The sequence below is a fragment of the bacterium genome, assembly GCA_029210545.1.
Taxonomy (GTDB): Bacteria; BMS3Abin14; BMS3Abin14; order BMS3Abin14; family BMS3Abin14; genus JARGFV01.
Genome location: JARGFV010000020.1, coordinates 1 through 18,594 on the forward strand (window position 1 = coordinate 1; position 18,594 = coordinate 18,594).

Annotated in this window: 16 protein-coding genes and 1 pseudogene; all 17 read left to right on the top strand. The window is 58.1% G+C overall.

Annotation, left to right across the window (positions count from 1 at the left end):
* Positions 1-163 precede the first annotated feature (163 nt).
* The 17 genes and pseudogenes from P1S46_03605 (at position 164) to P1S46_03685 (ending at position 18,589) form a co-directional block, all read left to right on the top strand.
* Positions 164-964 (top strand): hemolysin family protein, encoded by an 801-nt coding sequence (locus tag P1S46_03605; protein ID MDF1535573.1) that lies wholly within the window; start codon positions 164-166, stop codon positions 962-964.
* 223 nt (positions 965-1,187) lie between these two features.
* Positions 1,188-2,552 (top strand): annotated as a pseudogene (gene lnt / locus P1S46_03610) (apolipoprotein N-acyltransferase).
* A gap of 125 nt (positions 2,553-2,677) precedes the next feature.
* A protein-coding gene (gene prfB / locus P1S46_03615; protein MDF1535574.1) for a peptide chain release factor 2 occupies positions 2,678-3,791 on the top strand; the annotation gives its coding sequence in 2 pieces (ribosomal slippage) (positions 2,678-2,752 and positions 2,754-3,791; 1,113 coding nt in all).
* The gene (gene ribD, locus P1S46_03620; GenBank protein ID MDF1535575.1) at positions 3,788-4,936 is read left to right on the top strand and encodes a bifunctional diaminohydroxyphosphoribosylaminopyrimidine deaminase/5-amino-6-(5-phosphoribosylamino)uracil reductase RibD; all 1,149 of its coding nucleotides are present in this window, start codon (positions 3,788-3,790) and stop codon (positions 4,934-4,936) included. Before prfB ends, ribD begins: the two co-directional genes overlap by 4 nt.
* A 249-nt stretch (positions 4,937-5,185) precedes the next feature.
* The gene (locus tag P1S46_03625; GenBank protein ID MDF1535576.1) at positions 5,186-5,842 is read left to right on the top strand and encodes a riboflavin synthase; all 657 of its coding nucleotides are present in this window, start codon (positions 5,186-5,188) and stop codon (positions 5,840-5,842) included.
* A gap of 11 nt (positions 5,843-5,853) precedes the next feature.
* Positions 5,854-7,056, top strand: a complete 1,203-nt coding sequence (locus P1S46_03630; GenBank protein ID MDF1535577.1) for a bifunctional 3,4-dihydroxy-2-butanone-4-phosphate synthase/GTP cyclohydrolase II — start codon at positions 5,854-5,856, stop codon at positions 7,054-7,056.
* A gap of 113 nt (positions 7,057-7,169) precedes the next feature.
* Positions 7,170-7,640: a 6,7-dimethyl-8-ribityllumazine synthase gene (gene ribE, locus P1S46_03635; GenBank protein ID MDF1535578.1), complete on the top strand. Its 471-nt coding sequence runs from the start codon at positions 7,170-7,172 to the stop codon at positions 7,638-7,640.
* Between the two features lie 10 nt (positions 7,641-7,650).
* Positions 7,651-8,064 (top strand): transcription antitermination factor NusB, encoded by a 414-nt coding sequence (nusB, locus tag P1S46_03640; protein MDF1535579.1) that lies wholly within the window; start codon positions 7,651-7,653, stop codon positions 8,062-8,064.
* On the top strand, positions 8,064-8,573 hold the full coding sequence (locus tag P1S46_03645) for a M17 family peptidase N-terminal domain-containing protein (protein ID MDF1535580.1): 510 nt from the start codon (positions 8,064-8,066) through the stop codon (positions 8,571-8,573). Before nusB ends, P1S46_03645 begins: the two co-directional genes overlap by 1 nt.
* Entirely contained in the window at positions 8,570-9,298 is a 729-nt protein-coding gene (locus P1S46_03650; GenBank protein ID MDF1535581.1) for a metallophosphoesterase family protein, read from the top strand. The genes P1S46_03645 and P1S46_03650 overlap by 4 nt, the downstream gene beginning before the upstream one ends.
* Entirely contained in the window at positions 9,295-11,154 is a 1,860-nt protein-coding gene (locus tag P1S46_03655; GenBank protein MDF1535582.1) for a DUF4388 domain-containing protein, read from the top strand. Before P1S46_03650 ends, P1S46_03655 begins: the two co-directional genes overlap by 4 nt.
* Positions 11,155-11,358: 204 nt before the next feature.
* Positions 11,359-11,727 (top strand): response regulator, encoded by a 369-nt coding sequence (locus P1S46_03660; GenBank protein ID MDF1535583.1) that lies wholly within the window; start codon positions 11,359-11,361, stop codon positions 11,725-11,727.
* A 13-nt stretch (positions 11,728-11,740) separates the two neighbouring features.
* On the top strand, positions 11,741-13,780 hold the full coding sequence (locus P1S46_03665) for a chemotaxis protein CheA (protein ID MDF1535584.1): 2,040 nt from the start codon (positions 11,741-11,743) through the stop codon (positions 13,778-13,780).
* A 2-nt stretch (positions 13,781-13,782) separates the two neighbouring features.
* Positions 13,783-14,592, top strand: coding sequence for an AAA family ATPase (locus P1S46_03670; protein MDF1535585.1), 810 nt, complete (start codon positions 13,783-13,785; stop codon positions 14,590-14,592).
* Positions 14,593-14,618: 26 nt separating this feature from the next.
* Positions 14,619-15,416: a chemotaxis protein CheW gene (locus P1S46_03675; protein ID MDF1535586.1), complete on the top strand. Its 798-nt coding sequence runs from the start codon at positions 14,619-14,621 to the stop codon at positions 15,414-15,416.
* 29 nt (positions 15,417-15,445) lie between these two features.
* Positions 15,446-16,354 (top strand): response regulator, encoded by a 909-nt coding sequence (locus P1S46_03680; protein ID MDF1535587.1) that lies wholly within the window; start codon positions 15,446-15,448, stop codon positions 16,352-16,354.
* Between the two features lie 204 nt (positions 16,355-16,558).
* A complete protein-coding gene (locus P1S46_03685) occupies positions 16,559-18,589 on the top strand; it encodes a HEAT repeat domain-containing protein (GenBank protein MDF1535588.1) in 2,031 nt (676 codons plus the stop codon).
* Positions 18,590-18,594 lie beyond the last annotated feature (5 nt).

Below are 18,594 nucleotides of genomic sequence, written 5' to 3' on the forward strand. Positions count from 1 at the left end.
CGGAAAGGGAAAAGCGTCGTTTTCCCTTTCCTCACAGATCAATGACTTACGGGATGAGTCATTGATCTGGGCGCCCCGCGCGGGGCGCATTGATGACTTTTTGCAAGGTCATCAATAATGATCATAAAAAGGGAGCTTTATGGCGGGTATATTGCGCCGCACGATGAATTTTTTCAGAAGGATCGCACGAGGTCACGTCACTGAAGAGGAGATCCAGAGCCTTATCAAGGTAGGTGAACTCGAAGGGGTCATCAACCGGGAAGAACATGCCATGATCGACGCTGTCCTGGACCTGGACGACACCCTTGTCAGGGAGATCCAGGTGCCGAGGACAGACGTGGTGGCCGTGGATGAAACCGCTGTCGTGAGCGAGGTGCTCGAGGTCATCAACAACGCGGGGCACAGCAGGATCCCGGTATACGCAGGTGACATCGACCACGTCACGGGGATCCTCTATGCCAAGGACCTCCTGAAGCTCTGGGGCAAGGAACCGGACCAGATCAGGATCTCATCCCTTTGCCGTAAGGCCTATTTCATTCCGGAGACGAAAAGCATTTCCGATCTGCTCAAGGAGTTCAAGGTCCGAAGAGTGCACATGGCTATCGCGGTGGACGAATACGGCGGCACCTCCGGTATCGTTACCATCGAGGACATACTCGAGGAGATCGTGGGGGAGATACAGGACGAGCACGATCCGGTGGGGCAGTCAGTCACGACCAGGCTCGATGACGGCAGCTACCTGTTCGATGCCAGATCACATATCGATGATGTGGAAGAGGAACTGGGTGTCAAACTTCCCAGGGGCGAGTACGATACCCTGGGCGGGTTCATCAGCCATCTTCTGGGACACGTCCCGGTCCAGGGAGAAAACAGCCGTTACTCGAACCTCCTATTCACAGTCCAGGAAGCAGATCCCAGGAAAGTATCGCTCATCAAGGTGAGCGCCGTCACCGAGGGAGAATAGGAAACTTTCGGAGAACCTTTCTGTGCTCCTGGAAAAGTGGATTTGGGATATGGAATATGGAAGAAAAGTTTGCCAAATGGCTCGAAGAGGCTTTTTTGCGAGTTAGTTATATCTGGTCTTTTCCACCCCCGGGATTGCAGAGCATAAAGTGTTAAGGCGATTCCGGGGCTTCCGACAAATTTCCAGTCACGCCATCGGCGTGATCGGTTTACCCGACACGCCAATGCGGATCCTCGCGACATCATCTTTATTTATCCTTTCCTTTCCACGTTTCGACGCGGGTTTCCTGGTCCTGGTGGCCCTTGTTCCCCTTCTCGGTGCCGTGTCGAAGGGCGGGCGGCGCAGGGCCTTTCTGACAGGCTGGGCGGCCGGTACCGGGTGGCTGTTCGTCAGCTACAACTGGGTGTCCCACTCTCTTACCGTCTACGGCGAGATCTCTTTCCCGGCGGCCAAGGCCGCCATCCTCATCCTCGCCGCCCTCCACGGTTTTTACCTGGGAATCTTTGCCGCGGCTGTCCCCGGTATCTCCTCCAGGCCGATCCCGGCAAGGATCCTCGTGCTTTCTTCTGCCTGGGTTCTCCTGGAGTTCATGCGGTCATGGTTCCCGGCGCCCTTCCCCTGGCTGCTGATGGGATCCGCGTTCTGGAAGACGCCCGTCGTCTCATCCCTGTACCCCGTGGTTGGTGTTTATGGAGTCTCCTTCTGGGCTGTCGCGGTCAACGTCCTGGTGTGGTCTGTCCCTTGGAAACAGGGGGGGGAGCTGGAGGGGAAGCAGTTATTGAGGCACCTGGCTTTTCTCATGGCGGTGATGGCGATCCCTTTAATAACCTGGGCCATGCCGCGCTCTGCAGGTGAACAGGTGACGCGTGTGGGCGTCGTCCAGGGGAATTTCCAGCAGGAACTCAAGTGGGAAGAAACGGCTTTCGAGGAAACCGTCAGCACCTATCTGGAGTACACAGACAGGGCCGTGGATGATGGTGCCGCTCTCGTCATCTGGCCGGAAACAGCCGTGACCTCCTTTTACCAGGCTGAACCGGAACTGAGAGAACGGCTCAGAAAGTACTCTTCCGATCGTAACGTGGACCTTGTGTTCGGTAGTCCGGGTTTCGATATCCAGGGCCGTGAGATCATCCTCTACAACCGTGTGTACCATCTCTCTCCCGGGGGCGCAGAGGAGTTCTACGACAAGGTGCAGCTGGTTCCTTTCGGGGAGTACGTGCCTTTTTCAAAAACCATCCCCTTTGTAAATCGGCTGGTTCCGGGTGAAGGTGAGTTCGCCCGAGGGACCTGGACCGGGCCCTTTTCGACCCCTGTTCCTGCCGGGACGCTCGTGTGCTACGAGATATCATTTCCAGGACTTGCCAGGAAGGAAATCGCCGGTGGGTCTGGTGTCCTGATCAACGTCACCAACGATTCCTGGTTCGGCCGCACATGGGGCCCATACCAGCACCTGGCCATTTCCGCGGTCCGTGCGGCCGAGAACGGGGTACCGGTGATCAGGGCCGCCAATACGGGGATCTCGGCCGTGATCGACGCGAAAGGGTCCATTGTCGAGAGGATTCCCATCGATGCCCGCGGTGTCATCGTGGCCGACATCCGTACCGGAGGCAGCTTAACCTTCTATACGCGATGGGGGGATTGGATTGTGCCTTTGAGCGTGGCTGTGATAACATTGTACGTTATTAAAACGATCTTTCCATGGAGGAAACGCCGATGGACCAGCTGGATGGATTTAAAAACACCCTCACCGGGGCAGTCGAAAGGTTGGAAGCCCTGAGGAGGCATCTTTGACCCTGCCGGCAAATCGGAGGAGGTAGCGCGCCTGGAAAGGGAAGCTTCCTCGCCGAACTTCTGGAACAGCCCCGAAAAAGCCCAGGAGGTATCCCGCCAGATAAGTTTCCTCAATGAAGAGGTCAGGCGGTTTTCCACCCTTGAATCCGGGTTGAGGGACCTGGAGGCAGCGATGGAGCTTATCCAGGAAGATGAGGAGATGGGACCTGAGTTGCTTGCCGAATCGATCCCGCAGCTCGGGGAGATAACAAAAGCTCTCGACGCGCTGGAGCTGCAGTCCCTTCTGGGTGACGAAACGGATATCAGGAACGCCATCGTCAGCATCAACCCGGGGGCCGGAGGCACCGAGTCCCAGGATTGGGCGCAGATGCTTCTTCGGATGTACCTTCGCTGGGCCGAAAGGCGCGGCTTTGTCACGGAAATGCTGGATTACCAGTACGGTGAGGAAGCCGGGATAAAAGGGGCCACCTTCGCTGTCGAAGGTCCCTATGCCTACGGCAACCTCAAGGCCGAGACAGGGGTCCACAGGCTGGTGCGGATATCCCCCTACGATGCGAGCAGCCGCCGGCACACGTCTTTCGCCTCGGTTTTCGCCTTCCCGGAGGTGGAAGAAGATGAAGACCTCGAGATCGAGGAAAAGGACCTGAGGGTCGACACGTTCCGGTCCAGCGGAGCCGGTGGTCAGCACGTCAACGTCACCGATTCCGCGGTGAGGATCACCCATCTGCCCACAGGGATCGTGGTCAGCTGCCAGAACGAAAGGTCCCAGCACAAGAACAAGTACACTGCCATGCGGATTCTTCGTGCCCGCCTTTACGAACTGAAGAAAAGGGAGAAAGAGGAGGCGCTGGCGAAAATACAGGACGAGAAGAAGGAGATCTCCTGGGGAAGCCAGATCCGCAGTTATGTTCTCCAACCTTACCGGATGGTCAAGGATCATAGAACCGAACACGAAGTCGGTAATGTTGATGCCGTGCTGGATGGCGACCTGGACGGTTTCATCCAGGCTTACCTCGTCGGGCGGAGGAAAGGATGAGCGGGTCCGGGGGAGACAGGTTCATGGCGAGAGCCTTGAAACTGGCCGCCCGGGGCAGAGGGACCACTCACCCAAACCCCATGGTAGGTGCTGTCATCGTCAAGGGCGGCAAGGTGGTTGGTGAGGGGTGGCACCGCCGCCCCGGTGAGGCTCACGCGGAACTCCTGGCTATCCAGGATGCCGGACGCGACGCAAGGGGGGCGACCCTTTATGTCACCCTTGAGCCATGCGCGCATTACGGCCGCACCCCGCCCTGTACCGAAGCGATCCTCCAGGCCGGTATCGTGAAGGTCGTCGCCTCCAGTGAGGATCCGCACCGCCTGGTGGCAGGGAAAGGGTTCAAGGTGCTGGAAAAGGCCGGTGTCGAACTCATCATCGGTGAGGGGTATGAAAAGGCCCGGGAGCTTAACAGGGCCTTTTTCCACTTCATTCGCGAGGGGACTCCCTACGTTACCTTGAAACTCGCGTCGTCCCTGGATGGGCGGATCGCCGCGCCGGATGGAAGTTCAAAGTGGATCACCGGGGAAAGGGCCAGGATGTCGGTCCACCGCATGAGGGCGGGGGCCAACGCTGTGCTGGTAGGTGTGGGCACTGTGATAGCCGACGATCCCCTGCTCACAGCCCGGGGTGCGGGTCGAAAGGTCCAGCCGTACAGGATCGTCCTGGATCCTCATCTCCAGACTCCCGTCGGGTCGAGGATCGTTCAGGCAGCGGGTGACGGGCGCACCGTTCTGGCGGCGGCCGATGACCTGCCGCAAGCCAGATATGAAGGGATGGAAAGGCTGGGAGTGCGGATAATGAAGCTGCCTGCAGTCGGGCGGCGTTTTAAATGGGGCGATTTTGCCGGAGCGCTGATCGCCGAGGATATTTTGCACCTGATGGTGGAGGGCGGAAGCGCGACAGCGGCCTGGTTCCTGCGGGCCGGTGCCGTCAACCGCCTGGAACTTTTTCTCGCCCCCAGGCTCCTGGGAGGGGCGGGTGTACCCTCCATCGGGGATATCGGGATCACGTCCCTGCTCCAGGCCCCCGCCTGGTCACTGCGCGGTTGCAGACGCGTGGGAGATGACGTCCATCTGACAGCGGATGCCCCCCAGGCGCCCCCCAGGAGTCTGCGGGAGAACCCCGGCATCACCCCCACGGCGTGACTGGAGATCGTTTGTCGGAGGATGTTATATTTTTGTCATGAAAAGTCGAGCGAAATTCAAGGGTTGAAGCTGTTCAGACATAGTAATTGGAAACCGAGGTTAGCTTGAAAAGAGGATATGGGGTAACTCACCATGATGGTTTACAGGATGATGACCCCGGTTTCAAACAACGAAACCGAAAAAACGCTTCTTCCGACAAATCAGCTAGCAGCGTGTCGAGGTTTTCCGGCACGCTGCTAGGAGGTGATCATGTTCACTGGGATCATTGAGGAAACCGGGACACTTTTACGGCTGGATACCGCGGCAGGTGGAGCCCGTGTCGAGATCAGGGCCGGTGCCGTTCTGGGGGGGACGAGGATCGGAGACAGCATCGCCGTCGACGGCGTATGCCTGACGGTTGAAAAGGTCACCGGCAGCCTGTTCACGGCATTCCTCTCCTCGGAAACCATGGCCAGGACAACCTTCGCCCGCGCACGGTCCGGTGATCCGGTAAACCTGGAAAGAGCTCTTGCCATGGGAGATCGACTGGGAGGCCACCTGGTATCCGGACACGTGGAGGCTACAGGAACCGTGCGTGAGATGAGGGAAACGGGGGAAGGCCGTCTGCTGGTCGTCTCCTGTCCTCACGGGTTCATGCCTTATGCGGTACAAAAAGGATCCGTTTCCGTCCACGGGGTAAGCCTGACCATAGCCGGTGTGGAAGGAGACCGCTTTTCGGTGGCTGTTATCCCGGAAACCTTTGAAAAAACGACCTTTAGATTGAAAAGGCCGGGTGATTTTGTTAATTTGGAACCCGATCTTATCCTCAAATATGTGATGTCTGCTGTCCGTAACCTCAGCGATGGAGACGGGGACAGGCTGGTCACCCTGGCCAGGCTGAGAGAAGCAGGGTTTCTTGCGGACTAATAGGGGTTGGTATGCCCATTTCAACTATTGAAGAAGCGATCATCGACATCAAGGCCGGTAAAGTCATCATCCTGGTGGATGACGAGGATCGCGAGAACGAAGGCGATTTCATGGTGGCGTCCGAAAAGGTGACGCCCGAGATCATTAATTTCATGTCCCTTTACGGGCGTGGCCTTGTCTGCCTGACCCTGACAGAGGATCGCTGCCGGGAACTGGACCTGCCCCAGATGGTATCCCGCAATACGGCCAAGTACGGGACGGCCTTTACAGTGTCCATCGAGGCACGCAAAGGGGTCACGACGGGTATCTCCGCTGCCGACAGGGCCCATACCGTCCTCACGGCCATCAGGGACGATTGCACCCCTGACGATCTCGATCGTCCTGGACACGTATTCCCCATCAGGGCCAGGAAGGGCGGTGTTCTAGTCCGCGCTGGCCAGACAGAAGGATCGGTTGACCTTTCGCGTCTGGCCGGTCTTAAACCCGCCGGAGTGATCTGCGAGATCATGAACTCTGACGGAACCATGGCCAGAATGCCTGAACTCAGGGAGGTGGCCCGGCGGCATGACCTGAAAATCGTCACCATCGCCGACCTGGTGAAATACAGGATGCGTCATGAGAGCCTTGTCACCGATGTGGCCACCACCAGGCTGCCGACCCGGTTCGGCGAGTTCACGGCCCACGCCTACCGGAATGAGATTGACGGACAGGAGCACGTAGCCCTCGTGGCAGGGAAGATCGATCCCGACAAGCCCACATTGGTGCGCGTTCACTCGCAGTGTTTGACCGGGGATGTTTTCCACTCCCTGCGATGTGACTGCGGCGAGCAGATGGAAAGCGCTCTTGGCTCCATCCAGGAGGAAGGCAACGGGGTTCTCCTCTACATGAACCAGGAGGGAAGGGGGATCGGGCTTGCCAACAAAATCAAGGCCTACGAACTGCAGGACGGAGGCAAGGACACAGTGGAGGCTAACCTGGAGCTCGGTTTCGAAGCCGACCTGAGGGACTACGGGATCGGCGCCCAGATCCTGGTGGACCTCGGTATAGGAGATATCCGCCTTCTGACCAATAACCCCAGAAAGATCGTGGGCCTGGAAGGATACGGGCTAAGGATCACCGAGCGGGTACCGTTGGAGATGGCCGCCCGCCAGGAAAACATAGGGTACCTCAAGGTCAAGAAGGACAAGCTGGGACACTTTCTCGGAAAATTGTAAAAGCGGATACCCCGGTATGGGAGTATCGGGGTAACGGAGTGTCGGTGTGAAAATATTGACGCCGATACCATGATGGACTCGTAATAGGTCCATCAAGTATGAAAGGAGAGGTCATGTCCGGATACAAGGCCGTTGAGGGGAAACTGGATGCCACCGGGCTCAAGACGGCGGTGGTCGCTTCCCGGTTCAACGATTTCATCACCGCGAAACTGATCGAGGGAGCTGTTGACTGTCTGGTCAGGCACGGATCTGCCGAAAAGGATGTCACCGTGATCAGGGTTCCCGGTTCTTTTGAGATTCCCGCCGCCGCCGCCCGCGCCGCGGGTTCAGGAAAGTTCGACGCAGTGATCTGCCTGGGGGCGCTCATCAGGGGACAGACCCCCCATTTCGACTATATAGCCTCAGAGGTGACGAAGGGGATCGCACATGTGTCTCTGGAAACGGGCGTGCCGGTCACCTTTGGCATCATCACCGCAGACACTCTTGAACAGGCTGTTGATCGTGCCGGGGCGAAGGCCGGGAACAAGGGGTTCGAGGCCGCCCAGAGTGCCATTGAGATGGCTGATCTGCTCAAGCAGATCTGAAGGCATCCCTGTGGGTTCCAGGAGACGAGGAAGAGAGGCTGCCCTGAAGATCCTCTACAGCATGGAAATGAATCCGGGTCCTGTGGAGGATGTTTTCAGACAGGTCCTGAATTGCGGAAGCGAACCGGAAGCTGCCCATGAATTCGCGAAGATGCTGGCCGGAAGGACCATCGACCGGATGGAGGAGATCGATGGCCGGATCAGGAGCGCTTCCCTGAAGTGGGATCTCGACAGGATGGCTGCTGTGGACAGGAACGTTCTGAGGCTGGCGGTCTCCGAGCTCATCGGCCAGGAGGGCACACCGGTTAGAGTTGTGCTGAATGAAGCCATCGAGCTGGCAAAGAGGTACGGCGGTGAGGAATCGGGAACCTTCATCAACGGGATCCTGGACCGCATCCGTATCGATCTGGGGTTGGAACCGTGATGGGCGTCCAGGTCCGGGGCGGTAACCTGCTCAACTTTCGTGGAGATGCGCTCCTCCTGTTCCATCATTCTGACGTTCGGCCCCTTGGCGGTACAGTTGCTTTTGCTGACTGGCGTTTGAACGCCGCGGTGAGCATCCTGTGGAAGCGAAAATCCGAACTGTTCCGTTTCGGGCAACTTACCGTTGTCGCGACCCAGGGCAAAGTTCCAGCGAATACGATTATCCTGACAGGTCTGGGGGCGGTCCCGGATCTCAGCTCCGATCTGCGCCGGGAGGCCTACCGATTGGCGCTTCAGTCCGCGGTTAACCTGGGGGTCTCGAGGATCGCGGTGCAGGGGATAAACATCGAAGATGAGGTGGAGGACGGGAGCCTGAAAGCCCTCGAATCGGCCCTTGCGTCCAGCAGGATGCCTAACAGCCTGAAGGTCTCCCTGTTTCCAGACCACCGGGTGCCGGTGGCTTCACAAGTTTCTGAAAAAAGCGAAACCGCAAAACTGGCTGAAAAATGAAGATCGCCATCATCTCGGACATACATTCGAACCTGGAGGCCCTTCAGGCAGTGGACGGCGCACTGAGCGACCTGGGTGCTTTGATCGTCTACTTTGCCGGCGATGTGGTCGGGTATGGGCCGGACCCCAACCTTTGCGCAGCCTGGGTCCAGGAGAGGGCCGACCTGGCTGTCATGGGTAATCACGACTACGCAGCCCTCGGGCGGATGGATACGGACAGTTTTAACCCTAACGCGAGGCATGCCATCGAGTGGAACTCTGACCAGATGGATGAAAAGGCGAAAGATTACCTTGCCTCACTCCCCATGGTCCTTGCCAGGAACGGGGTCACTGTGGTTCACGCCAACCCCCGGGAACCTGGAGGGTGGGATTACATTTTCTCCCTCTGGGACGCTGAGATGAATTTTGAACATTTCGAGGGAAGTTTCTGTTTTGTGGGACACTCACACCAGCCTGTCGCCGTCGGGATGGATCAGGCGGGTCAGGTTTCCGTGGTGCCGGGCGAGTCGTTCAGGGTTCAAGAGGGCGCCAGGTATCTGGTCAACGTGGGAAGCGTCGGACAGCCGCGAGACGGAAACCCCGCAGCCTGTTTCGGTCTCCTGGATACCGATGAGGGCCTTTTCACATTTGTCAGGGTGCCCTACGATCTGGAGGTCACGCAGAAGAAGATGCTGGAGGCCGGTCTTCCGAGGCCCCTTGCTGAAAGACTGGCGGAGGGAAGGTGAGTCCAGACACCGGAAGCGGACAGCAGGGATCCTCGGGCGCCGTCCTCGATCCCACAATGAGCCTGGTAGGCAGGCTGGAAGACCTCTCCCTCGGAGAGATCCTTCAGATCGTCAGCCTCAGCAAGAGGTCCGGATTGCTGAGGCTTGAGGCGCCTGACGGAATGGCGAACCTCTACGTCCGCGCTGGAAAGGTCATCTACTCCTCCAGATCGGACCAGAAGGACAGCGTCCTGGCTCTGCTCCTGGAATCCGGAGTTCTCAGGGAAGACCAGGTCGGGCCCCTGCGGCAGGTCCTCGAGGAAGGCGCGTCCACCAACGATTTCAGGTCCCTTCTTACGGAAACGAGCGGCCTCACCCGGGAGGCGTTCCAGGATTTTTTGAGAAAAAGGGTCGAGGACCTGGTGTATTCCTTTTTCCTTTGGGAGGAAGGGACTTTCAGCTTCCAGCTCATTGAGGACGAGACCAGGCACCCTCTCCTTTCCCGGGTAGGACCATTCTTCCTCGATGACGGTATCGGAGCGCAATTCCTGGTCATGGAGGGGGCCAGGCTGAAGGATGAGATGAACCGCCATCGGCCGGCGATTCCGGACAAGGGTGCTGACTTCCCTGTCGAAGGGGGCTGGGAACAGGAGTTCGAAGAGCAGTTGACGGGGGAAAAGACCGCACCGTCGATTGCTTCCGAAGAGAAGCCGTCCCGGCCGGAATCGAAGGAAACCGACGAGTTCAAGATACCGGACCTGCTGCCTCCTTTGCCGGAGAGGATATCAAACGCTGTCGTGATGATAGGCCTGCCCGGACCCCTGGCCGCCGAGGTGGCCAACGGCCTCAATGACAAAGGTATTACACTGCAGGTGCACAAGGACGGGGCCGATGGTATCACAAGGATCCAGGAACTGCGGCAGCAGCGGAAATATCCCTTTGTCCTTATGGACATAGAGGCTGCCGGGATTACCGACGACAGGGTCCTGGGCGGGTTGGAAAGCGTGATCACCATGTGGGATCTGGGTTTCCATCTCCCGGTGGGGCTGGTATGCAGACGGGAGCTTTCGGATGACCTCCTCCGGAAACTGTCGGTCATCCCGGGATTGACCGTTCTGAATGTGGAGGACCCTCCGTCCAGAGATAGTGTGAAATCGGTTATCGAGCTCATTGTTCAGACTGTTCATGGGGCGCAAGCGGCCGAAGCGGAAAGCCCCGGCTCCTCCCAGACGGCGGAGGCCGAGGCCGATATGGACGAATACTACGATATCCGGCAGGAACTCAGTGAGGACCTGGAAGGGATCGATCTGCCCGTGGACACCAGCTGGGAGGGTGGCAGGAGCCCCCGGCAGGAGTCCCAGGACCCGCACATGGCTCGTCTTGGATCTTTCGTGAGTGAGCTCAACCGCCAGGATATCAGTGGGGAGATAACCCTGCTTGCCCTTCGGTTTGCTTCTGATTTCGTGTCCAGAGCCATCCTGTTCCTGGTCCGCAAGGAGGACCTGAAAGGTCTCGGGCAGTTCGGTGTGGAGCTGCCGGGCGGGCAGAACCCTGACAGCGTTGTCCGGTCCCTCTCCCTCCCCGTCGTGGAGAATTCCATCTTTCACCAGGTGACACGGAGCCAGCAGAGTTACGTGGGAGCGCCCACCGGATCCGTGACCGAGAACGCCCTGTTTGAGGCGTTGGGGGGAGGAACTCCCCGGCAGATCTACCTCGGCCCCGTGGTAAGCATGGGGAAAGTAGCCGTGCTGCTTTACGGGGACGATTATCCGGGCGGCACGGGTCTCGAGCCCAGCCATACCCTGGACATTTTTCTCAGCCATGTCGGGCTTGCCCTGGACAGGGCTTTTCTGGAAATGAAGCTCAAGGGACGATGATATATCGCGAACGGGCCTGGCGGGCCCTTCGCTCAACGCAACGGGAAAAGCATCGTTTCCCCGTTGCTCACGAACCAGTGGCACAGGGAATGGTCCCTGGTTCGGGCGCCTCTTGCAGGCGCGGTTGCCAATCACGAATCATCCGACTACGCTCTTTGAGCTAGGACACGCGAGTCACGAATCACGGCGCTCTGAGGTGACACGATGAGTAAACGGATCCTGGTTGTGGAAGATTCCCCGATGACAAGGTCTCTCATTGTTTCGTCCCTGGAGGAACTGGGGGATTTTACGGTGATCGAGGCGGCCAACGGGTTCCAGGCTTTGCGGAAACTCCCCGAGGTCAATCCTGATCTGGTCATCACCGATATCAACATGCCGGATATAAACGGGCTTGAGGTTGTCCGCTTCGTCAAGCAGAGCGACAACTTCAGGCACATCCCGGTCATCATCGTGACGACGGAGGGCCGGGATGTGGACAAAGAGCGCGGACTCCGTCTCGGTGCCGACCGATACCTGATCAAACCGTTCGAGGCAGAGGAGCTGCAGCGGTTCGTTCAAGAGCTGCTGGGCTGACCTGGAGGAGACATTGGATCAGTCGCTGAAAGATTTTGTCGCCGAAGCTGAAGACATACTGGAGAGTCTCGAGGAATCCATAAGCTACCTTATGGAGATCAACCCGGACGATCATAGGAAGCCCGATATCATCAATGCCGTCTTCAGGCACGCCCACTCCCTGAAGGGGTTGTCAGGGATGTTCAACCTCGAGGGACTGGCTTCCCTTTCCCACAAGCTGGAAAACCTTCTGGATTCCATGAGGCTCGACAAGGTTCAGCTCTCTCCCCAGGTTGTCGAGGTCCTCGGGCAGGGCATCCAGATGCTGATGAGAATGGTCAGGGCCGTCAGCGAGGGCAAACCGGATACCTCGGTGGACAGCTCGAAGTTTCTCAAGGACCTGGAAGATCTGGGAAAGGGCGAAATCGACCAGGAAAGCGACGATCTGTCGTCCTTCATCTCGGTTCCGGGGGGGATGACCGAGATGCTCTCCGAATATGAGGAACACCGCTTCAGGGACAACATCCGGAAGAGAATACCTTTTTACCGAGTCAACTGCAGCTTCCCCCTGGAAACATTCGACGTTCAGCTGGAGAGTGTCGGCAGGGCCATCAAGGATATTGGTGAACTCCTCACGACCCTGCCGGAATCGGGCCTGGGTGATGACGGCAATATCGGGTTTATCCTCTATTTCACATCCAGGGAACCGGAGGAAGAGGTTATCTCCCACGTCGGCACTGACGACTGGAACCTGGAGCCGGTGCCTTACACGGGGCACGCAAAGCCGTCCGCTCCCACAGCCGCGCCGGACACCGAGAAAATGGTGCCTTTGGAGGAAGGAGACACCTTCGAGGATGAGATAAAGGGGTTGAGCCAGACGGTGCGAGTGGATATCGCCAAGCTGGATTTCCTCATGAACCTGGTGGGAGAACTGGTGATCATCAAGTCCGGTTATACCAACGTTGCCGGCCGTCTCAAGGGCGCAGGCGGGATGGTGCCCGCCGATATCCTCGTCGACCTCGAAAAGAGCAACTCCAACATGGAGAAGAAGCTTGTCGATCTGAGAGACGGCGTTATGGATATCCGTATGGTTCCCATGGGGCAGCTGTACAACAGACTCCAGAGGGTCTCGAAAAAGATCGCCAGGGAACTGGGGAAAAAGGTCAACCTGCAGTTCCTGGGTCACGATACGGAGCTTGACAAGATGATCATGGAGGAGATGGTCTCACCCCTTCTCCACATCGTGCGCAACTCCCTCGACCACGGCATCGAGGACGCGGGCACAAGGAAGGCGGCCGGAAAGAGCGAAAACGGCAATGTGAAGGTTTCCGCTTACCAGCAGGGTAACCACGTTGTCCTTGAAGTTGAGGATGACGGGCAAGGGATCGACGTTGAAAAGGTCCGCAGGGAAGCGATCCGGCGCGGGGAGTTCAGGAAGGATGATAACCCCTCCGATGACGAGGTTCTGAGCCTCCTGTTCAAGGCCGGTTTTTCGACGAAAGAAGATGTCACGGAGATTTCCGGCCGCGGTGTCGGGATGGACGTCGTCCGCAAGGAACTGGAAAACATCGGCGGTGCTGTTGAGATCCACACCCAAAGGGGCAAGGGAACGAGGATCGTCCTGACGCTCCCCATAACTCTCGCCATCCTTCAGGCGCTCCTGGTCAGGAACGGGACAAGGACCTACGCTGTCCCCATGGGCTCGATCCAGGAGACCATCGAACTGTCTGATGGCCAGATCAAGACCATGCAGGGACGGGAAGTGATCACCCTCAGGGACCGGACACTGCCTCTGATACGGCTCGATAAAGTCTTCAACCTGCAGGAGGAACAGATGCCCGGCCAGCTGTTTGCTGTCGTCATCGGGATGGCGAACCGTACCATGGCGCTTGTGACCGGAGAACTCATCGGCAAACAGGATATCGTCATCAAGCCCCTTGGTGATTCGTTTTCCAGGAGCGTGGGCCTTGCCGGGGCTGCTGAACTCGGAGACCAGACCACGATCCTGGTCCTCGATGTCGCCGGGCTGATCATGGAATCGATCAGGCTCGGTGTCATGAGCAAAAGGGAGTAGGGATGTATCTGGAATTTTTCGGGTTGAGCGCGAAACCGTTCGACAAAACCCCGAACCCCGCCTTTTTCTACCGCAGTCCCATCCACGAGGAGGCGCTGGCTCGCCTGCAATACGGGACCGAGGAAAGGGAGCTTACCCTCCTGACCGGTGAGATCGGTACGGGCAAGACCATGCTGAGCAGAGCCCTCATCGACTCCTTCAACGAGACGCACCTGCCCATCCTCATGGTCAATCCGCGTCTTTCACCCAATCAGTTTCTCAAAACCATCGCCCGTAGGCTGGGGATCGACTCGCCCTCCTATTACCGGAACGACCTGCTCGATCAGATCAACGAGGCCCTGTTCCAGTGCTACGAGAGCGACATCTGCCCTGTGATCATCATCGACGAGGCCCAACTCATCCCTTCCAGGTCCACTTTCGACGAGATCCGTCTGCTGACCAATTTCCAGCTCGACGACGCCAACCTGCTTGCCCTCATCCTCATCGGCCAGCCGGAGCTGCGCAAAAGGCTTAAACATGTTTCCTATGAAGCGGTTAAACAGCGTATAGGTATCCGATACCATCTCGGGCCCCTCGGCAGGGAGGATACAGGGCTTTACATCGCTCACCGGCTGAGTACGGCAGGCGGTGATCCCGGTATCGTGGACGAGGAGGCGGCTGATGTGATCTTCCGATATTCCGGGGGGCTGCCGAGGGTTATCAACAACATCGCCGCCAATGCCCTGCTGACCGGATTTTCGAAGGACCTATCGGTGATCGGCCCCGACATCGTTCTTGATGTCGTCGAGGATCTTGACCTCGAACCGGTCTGATCCCGTTCGCCTGAGGGAGCAAAATCATGGACCTTGTAGAGATCAGGAAGAAGGCAAAGAGCAGAAAAACCAAGAGCGCCAAGGCGAAAGCCGATAAGGAAAAGGTTGCGGCCAAACCGGTTAATAAGGAGCCGGCCGCCAGGCAGATCCAGGAACTTTTACCGGAAGAGGCGGTTGTCGCCGAGAAGGCTGAACAACTCGAACCGGCCGTTTCAAGCGAGGAATCTGCGGAAAAGGAATCTGAAGATATGGATGAAAACAAGGTCATCGCTTCCGCACAGGATGAGGACAGCCTGAGCAGTCTCAAGGAGGTCCTCATGAGCCAGCACGTGGAAAAAAAAGAGGAGGAAGAGGAACAGCTGCAGCTGCTTACCTTCATGCTGGGTGGTGAGGAATATGCCCTCAACATCATGGATATCAAGGAGATCATCCGCCCGAGGGAATGCACGGAAGTTCCCAGGGCACCCGAATATATCCTCGGCATCATCAGCTTGCGCGGGACCATTATCCCGATCTTCGATGTCAACAAACGCCTTGGTTTGCCTGTAGGTTTACGGGGAGCCCAGAACCGTATCGTGGTCGTACGTTCCAGGGAGCACCTGTTCGGCCTGCACGTGGACAGCGTGGTGCAGGTCATGGACATTCCTCTGAGCAGCATAGAACCTCCCCCGGAGATCCTCGGCGGTGTGGAAGGGGATTATTTAAGGGGAGTCGGGAAGATCGACGACAGGTTGATCATCCTTCTCAACCTGGGGAGGATCCTCGCCATGGAGGAGGAACAAGGATCGGCAAGGCAAGCGCTTTCCCCGGGTCGCAAGGGATAGATCCGGGGCGTGGCATGGAAAGTCCGTCAATGAGCGGGGACAACGTGGACTCAACATCCGTCATTCTTCTCAAATGCACCGGTTGCGGCAAGGCGTACAAGGTCCACCCCGAGAAACTGCCCCGGGGTGTCACCAGTTTTCCATGCCGGGCCTGCGGATCCCTTATCCCCATCGACGGGATCAACCAGGGGGCTGATCCGTCGGGTAAGCAGCAGGTGGTCATCATTGTGGTCGAGGAGAAAGATCTGGCCCAGCTCATCGAGCGGATACTCGTTCGACACGGATACCGCGGCCTGTCGGTCCATTCCGGCAGGGAAGCCGTGGAGTTGATTCATCGGGGCCACGTGGACCTCGTCCTGATCAGCGTTTTTCTGCCCGACATGATGGGCTACGAGATCCTTGATGCCATCAACGAAGGGCGAAAAGACGGGAGCAGGGTCCCTTCCATCCTGCTGTCCTCCGTTCACCACGCCGCCAGATACAAAAGAGCGCCTACATCACTATACGGGGCTGACGATTACCTGGAACGCCACCATCTGCCGGATCTTCTCATCCCCAAGATCCAGCGTCTCCTGGACAGTGACGGATCGGGAAAACCGGCCGTGGATCCGGGGATGCTCCCTCCGCCGGCGGACGAACAGGTCAGGGAAAGGCGGGAGATAGAGGACCTGGAGATGAGAGAGGAGACCGGCGGGGATCCGGTCCTGGAGGATATCCGCCGCCTATGCCGGGTTATCGCCGGCGACATCGCCCTTTACAACGAGGATGTCATCCGTGCCACAACACCCGGCCGGATCCTGGAGGTGATTGTCCAGGATCTCAACGAAGGTGAGGCGCTCCTGGATAGGAAGTTCCCCGGCAAGGGAGAACTGACTTCGCAGCTGCTCCGGAAGGAGATGGCCAACCTGCTGAAATCCAGAGGGATCACTGATCCCTAGGAGCCTGTCGGAGAACCTCCCTTTTTCTTAGCAGGGAGGGCACAGGCTCCTAGCAACGTGTCGGACTTTACCGACACGTTGCTAGGAGTTTTTCGAAATGCCCCTTATTTTGGATGTTTTCCCGTTTTTCGCTGAATTGACTTTCGAAAAACTTAAGCCAGGAGTCTGAAACGGATAGTACGACAGACTCCTGGGGAGGCTGCCATGGAACCGGACAGAAGAAAAACACTCATAGCAGCTCTTTCCTCTTCCGATGAAGAGGAAAGGCGTCGGTCCATGGAAGAACTCAAGGGAGACATCACGGAGGGAGATCTTGCGTGGCTTGTGGGCCCGCTGTCGGACGAGAGCTGGCGCGTCCGGAAGGAGGCCATAGAGGGGTTGAAGGCCTGCGCGCCCACTCAGGAACTCGTCGCCGCGATGATCCCCATGATGGACCCGTCCAGGGAACTGACCCTGCGGAACTCCATCGTCGAGGTTCTCGAGGGCATGGGGCGGGAAGTCACACCTTTTCTGACCATGCATCTTCACGTTGACCAGCCGGATACACGGAAGTTCCTGGTGGACATCCTCGGGAACATCGGCGATGTTTCGACGATCCCGCCTATTGTGGAACTTCTGGGTGACCAGGAGGACAACATCCGGGCTGCCGCGTCCGAAGCCCTGGCTTCCATCGGAGACCCTACGGTGACGGATGCTCTCATGGCCGCCATCCCCGGTTCTGACGAATGGGTCATTTTCAGCCTCCTGGGGGCCCTGGACAAACTCCGCTGTACAGAGGCCCTTCCCATGTTTTTCCAGTACCTCGACAACCAACTCCTGGCCAAACCTTCCCTTTCGGGGATCGGGAACCTGGGGAGCACTGCCGACGGAGTGATGCTCATGGAGATGGTCCCTGCCCTTTCCAGGGGGGCGGCCAAGGCGTCTTTACTCGCAGTGGGAACGATCTACAGGAGGCATGCAGCAGCCGGGCAGTTTGCTGAAACCACCGCCCTGAGACAGGCTGCTGCATCCGCCGCCGAGGAGGGGATGGTCGATTTTCTCATCGAACAGCTTTCTGTCTCTGACCAGTTGGAAAAGCGCCAGAGCCTCCTGGCTGTCCTCGGTATGATCGGGAGTGAAAAGGCCATTCAGGCGATCCTGCAGTTTGTGGATGACGACGCTCTTGAATGGGATGTGAGCCTAGCCCTCCTCACCGTCGGCACAGCGGACCTGACGCTCATCAAAAAGCTTCTGGATCATTTCGATCCCCTGGTCAGGCGCAATGCTGTGCAGATACTTGAACAGGTTGGAGGTCCGGGGTCGCTGCCGGCCCTGTATGAAAAGCTGGATGACGAGAGCGGACACGTCCGGAAGGATGCGGCCAAGGCCATCTCGACCATAGGAGACAGCAGTTCCATACCCCGCCTCCTCCCGTTACTGCAGGATGAATACAGCGATGTGGCTCAGGCTGCAGCCCAGGCCCTGATCGTCATCGGGCAAAAGGCCCCGGGACAGCTCTCCAGCGCACTGGTGCCTCTCCAGACGAACGCCGATCCGGTGTTCAGAGCGCTCCTCCTGAGGATAATGACCGAGGTGCAGACGCCCGAGTGGCAGGAGATGTGCCTGAGCGCTACCCACGATGAGGATTCGGCGGTCAGGGCGGCGGCGATCAGCTGTCTGAAGAGATCCACCGATCCCAACGCGGTCCGCGCGGTGATCAACTCCCTGGCCGATGAACGCCCCGAGGTCCGGGTTCAGGCTGCGATCAGCCTGGAAACACTCAAGGCCGGCGAGGCCCTCGCTCCTTTGAAGGCGGCTCTCCACGACCATGACCCGTGGGTCAGGACAGCGGCTATTTCCTCTCTGAGCGTACAGCCCGGAGCGGTTCCAGAAGATCTGGAGGACCTGCTCACAGGGAATGATCTCATGATGCAGACCTCTGTCGTGGATGCCCTCGGGCAGATGGCGGGTTCCGGAAAACCTGGCGCCATCGGGATGCTGGAGCGGGTTTTTGACGAAGGGACTGTCGAGACGAGGCGCAGCGTATGCCATATCCTGGGCAGGGTGAGTGACAGCCGGGCTTACGACCTCATTGTGAAAGCCGTCCATGACGAGGACCCGAGCATAAGGACATTCGCGGCCCATGCTCTTGGGCAACAGGGCGGCGAAGATGCCGCGGAGATCCTCCGGAAAATGGCTCAAAGCGATCCTGACCGGAATGTGCGTGATTCGGTGCGGAACATCGTGGAGGCGTAAAGGCA

Coding starts and splice junctions, on each gene's coding strand:
- P1S46_03675 (MDF1535586.1), top strand. CDS start 14,619: ATGGACCTTGTAGAGATCAGGAAGAAGGCAAAGAGCAGAAAAACCAAG.
- P1S46_03650 (MDF1535581.1), top strand. CDS start 8,570: ATGAAGATCGCCATCATCTCGGACATACATTCGAACCTGGAGGCCCTT.
- P1S46_03625 (MDF1535576.1), top strand. CDS start 5,186: ATGTTCACTGGGATCATTGAGGAAACCGGGACACTTTTACGGCTGGAT.
- ribE (MDF1535578.1), top strand. CDS start 7,170: ATGTCCGGATACAAGGCCGTTGAGGGGAAACTGGATGCCACCGGGCTC.
- P1S46_03680 (MDF1535587.1), top strand. CDS start 15,446: ATGAGCGGGGACAACGTGGACTCAACATCCGTCATTCTTCTCAAATGC.
- P1S46_03685 (MDF1535588.1), top strand. CDS start 16,559: ATGGAACCGGACAGAAGAAAAACACTCATAGCAGCTCTTTCCTCTTCC.
- P1S46_03630 (MDF1535577.1), top strand. CDS start 5,854: ATGCCCATTTCAACTATTGAAGAAGCGATCATCGACATCAAGGCCGGT.
- P1S46_03670 (MDF1535585.1), top strand. CDS start 13,783: ATGTATCTGGAATTTTTCGGGTTGAGCGCGAAACCGTTCGACAAAACC.
- P1S46_03645 (MDF1535580.1), top strand. CDS start 8,064: ATGGGCGTCCAGGTCCGGGGCGGTAACCTGCTCAACTTTCGTGGAGAT.
- P1S46_03605 (MDF1535573.1), top strand. CDS start 164: ATGAATTTTTTCAGAAGGATCGCACGAGGTCACGTCACTGAAGAGGAG.
- P1S46_03660 (MDF1535583.1), top strand. CDS start 11,359: ATGAGTAAACGGATCCTGGTTGTGGAAGATTCCCCGATGACAAGGTCT.
- ribD (MDF1535575.1), top strand. CDS start 3,788: ATGAGCGGGTCCGGGGGAGACAGGTTCATGGCGAGAGCCTTGAAACTG.